Below are 3,142 nucleotides of genomic sequence, written 5' to 3' on the forward strand. Positions count from 1 at the left end.
GGGGCGGGCGCCGTCCGGCGGCGACTCCGTCGGCTGGCGGCGCGGCCGCTCCTTCCTCGACGGCGCCGGCGACGGGTTCCGCGACCTGGAGGTCCAGCCGGGCCTGTGGGGCGGCTTCAGCGAGCTGCGCGACGGCCCCGCGTTCGGCCTCGTCGGCTCCTACGAGCGCGTCGCCGCCTCGCTCGACGAGCTCATCGCCCTCGGCGTGGACGCGTTCATCCTCGCCGGGATCCCCCACCTGGAAGAGGCGCGCCGCGTCGGCGAGCACGTACTTCCCCTCCTGAAAGGACGGCCGGCATGACGACACGCGTCGGATACTTCCCGCAGAACAACTCGCTGTGGACGCTCCGCCACCGCGGCATCCTGGAACGCTCGATCCCGGACGTGACGTGGGTCGACCTCCGCGACCTGCCCGCGGGCCCGCGGCCCGACCCGCGCCACGAGCTGCCCTCACTGCACAGCGATCACCTCTTCGACGGCGGCTACGACTTCATCGGCACCGGCTCCACCCCTCCCGTGACCGCGCAGGGCAGGGGACACGACATCGTCTACGTCGCGATCTCCGGGCCCCGGCACGAGAACGGGCGCCTCGTCGTCCACGCCGACTCCGGGATCGACGACGTCCGCGGGCTCAAGGGGCGCAAGGTCGCGCTGGGGCACGGTTCCTGGCAGACCACCCTGGTCCTGCTCGCGCTGGAGAAGGCCGGGCTGAGCTGGTCCGACATCGAGCCGGTGGACGCCTACGAGGACGCCGCCCGCCGCTTCCTCGACCGCGAGGTGGACGCCTGGGTCGGCTCCTATCCCTTCCTGACGGACGTGGAGGCCCGGGCCGAGACGCGCGACCTCGTCCCGACCGAGTCGCTGTTCACCCACCGCTCGCTCTGGTTCACCGGGCGGGCCTGGGCCGAGGAGCACACCACCGAGCTGACCGCCATCGTGCACGCCCTCCAGGAATCGGACCGGTGGGTCCAGGACCACTACCGGGAGGCCGCCGCGCTGTTCCCCGGCCAGACCCAGGACGCGTGGGAGCACGCGCTGCGCACCCGTCCCTGGGGCCTGCACCCGGTGACCCCCGAGTTCGTCGCCGAGCAGCAGCACGCCGCCGACCTCTTCCACGCCGCCGGCCTTCTCGACCGGCCCGTCCGGGTCGCCGACGCCGTCGTCCCCGAGATCAACTCCATCGTCGAACAGAGTCGCTGACATGCACAGGATCCGTTTCGCCGTCCCGCTCGCACTGGCCGTCCTCCTGGCCGCGGGCTGCGGCCGCGCGGGAGACGGCGCGAGCGGCGCCGCGTCCCCGTCCGGCGCGAAGAACGAGGCCGCCGTCAAGGCCGCCAAGGACTTCCTCGCCCCCTACACCGGCAAGGCCGACGCCTGGAAGGGCCCCGCCTCGTCGCCGCCCGCGGCCAAGAACAAGACCATCGTCTTCCTCAACCGCTACACCTTCAGCGAGACCAACTCCTACGTCATCAGGACGGCGCGCCAGGCGGCCGCCGCGCTCGGCTGGAAGTTCGTCGCGCTGGACGTCAGCAAGGACTTCGACGCCGGGGTCACCCAGGCCGTCGCGATGAAGCCGGACGGCCTGTTCAGCCAGGTCACCGAGGGCGACACCGACGTCAAGGCGCTGCAGCGCATCGCCGAGTCGAAGATCCCGCACGTGGAGTTCACGGTCGGCACCACCGACTACAACAAGAACAACCCCGGGATCACCCACATCGTCGACTACCACTTCTACGAGCAGGGGCAGATCGCCGCGGCCCAGGCCGTCGTCGAGACGGGCGGCGACGCCCGGCTCGGGCTGTTCCGGGCGGCCCCCAACTCCTCCAACCGGCAGGAGATCCAAGGCATCAAGGACTACTTCGCCAAGTACGGCGGCGGCAAGATCGCCAAGGACAACGTCATCGCCGACAACGTCATCGGCACGCCGCGGCTCGGCCAGGCCGCCGTCGCGTTCCTGCAGGGCAACCCGCAGGTCAACGTGGTCTGGCACGAGTTCGACGGGATCGCGCTCGGGGCCGTCCCCGCGCTCAAGGCGGCCGGCCTGTCGAAGATCCCGCAGATCTCGCACGAGGGCGACGCGCCCAACCTCGACTTCGTCCGCGGCGGCGCCGGGCAGGTCGCCGACGTCGCGGTGTCCTACGGCTGGGCGACCTGGGCCGCGTTCGACGCCTTCAACCGCCTCTTCAACAAGGTCCAGCCGCCCGCGGACGACGGCATCCCCGTCCGCGTCCTGACCAAGGACAACCTGCCGCCCGCCGGGCAGCGCTTCGAAGGCGACCTGGACTACGCGGCCCAGTACAAGAAGCTCTGGGGAGTCGGCTGACATGGGCGCGGACGAGGCGGCGGCCGACGCGGCCGGCGGGATCGCGCTGCGGGTGCGGGGGCTCGGCAAGAGCTTCGGCCGCAACCGCGTGCTGTCCGGCCTGTCGTTCGCGCTGCGGGCCGGGGCGGTCACGGCGCTGCTCGGCGAGAACGGCTCGGGCAAGTCCACCCTGGTCAAGATCCTCGCCGGGGTGCACGCCCCGGATCCCGGGGACGCGCGGCTGGTGGTCGGCGGCACCGCCGAGCCGCTGCCGCTGACCCCCGAGCGCGCCCACGCCGCTGGCCTGCGCTTCCTGCACCAGGACCTCGGCCTGGTCGAGGAGCTGACCGTCGCCGACAACATCGCGCTGGCCGGCCGCGCCGGCGGGGTCGGCCCGGCCCGCCGCCGGGCTGAGGAGCGGGCCGCCGCCGCGCTGCTCGCGCCGTTCGCCGGGGCGGTCCCGGCCGGGGCGTACGTCGCCGACCTCGCGATGTCGGAACGGTCCATGGTCGCGGTCGCTCGGGTCATGGGCGACGTCCCGGCGGGCCGCCCGCCGGTGGTGTTCCTGGACGAGCCCACCGCCGCGCTCGCCGCCGGCGACGTCGCCCGGCTGTTCGCCGCCGTCCGGGCGCTGTGCGCCGGGGGCGCGGCGGTCGTGCTGATCTCGCACCGGCTGGAGGAGGTCCTGGAGATCGCCGACCACGTGCTGGTGCTGCGCGACGGGGAACTGGTCGCCGACCGGCCCGCCGCCGGGCTCACCGCCGGTGAGCTGGCCGAGCTGATGACCGGCCGCCCGGTCGCCGCCGGTCCGGCCGGCGAGATCGGAAGAGCACACGTCTG

The 3,142-nt window shown here is 73.3% G+C and carries 3 protein-coding genes and 1 pseudogene; all 4 read left to right on the forward strand.

Annotated features, from left to right (window positions below; genetic code table 11):
- Positions 1-301 (forward strand): annotated as a pseudogene (locus E1291_RS40490) (LLM class flavin-dependent oxidoreductase); the annotation flags it as partial.
- Positions 298-1,200 carry an ABC transporter substrate-binding protein gene (locus E1291_RS40495; protein ID WP_131743307.1) on the forward strand — a complete coding sequence of 301 codons (903 nt, stop codon included), beginning with the start codon at positions 298-300 and terminating at the stop codon, positions 1,198-1,200. The pseudogene E1291_RS40490 and the gene E1291_RS40495, both read left to right, overlap by 4 nt.
- A 1-nt stretch (position 1,201) precedes the next feature.
- Positions 1,202-2,323: a sugar ABC transporter substrate-binding protein gene (locus tag E1291_RS40500; RefSeq protein WP_131743309.1), complete on the forward strand. Its 1,122-nt coding sequence runs from the start codon at positions 1,202-1,204 to the stop codon at positions 2,321-2,323.
- Between the two features lies 1 nt (position 2,324).
- A partial coding sequence (locus E1291_RS45560) for an ATP-binding cassette domain-containing protein (protein WP_131743311.1) occupies positions 2,325-3,142 on the forward strand: 818 nt, incomplete at its 3' end.

It is taken from the genome of Actinomadura roseirufa (genome assembly GCF_900659635.1).
In the GTDB taxonomy this organism is placed as follows: domain Bacteria; phylum Actinomycetota; class Actinomycetes; order Streptosporangiales; family Streptosporangiaceae; genus Spirillospora; species Spirillospora roseirufa.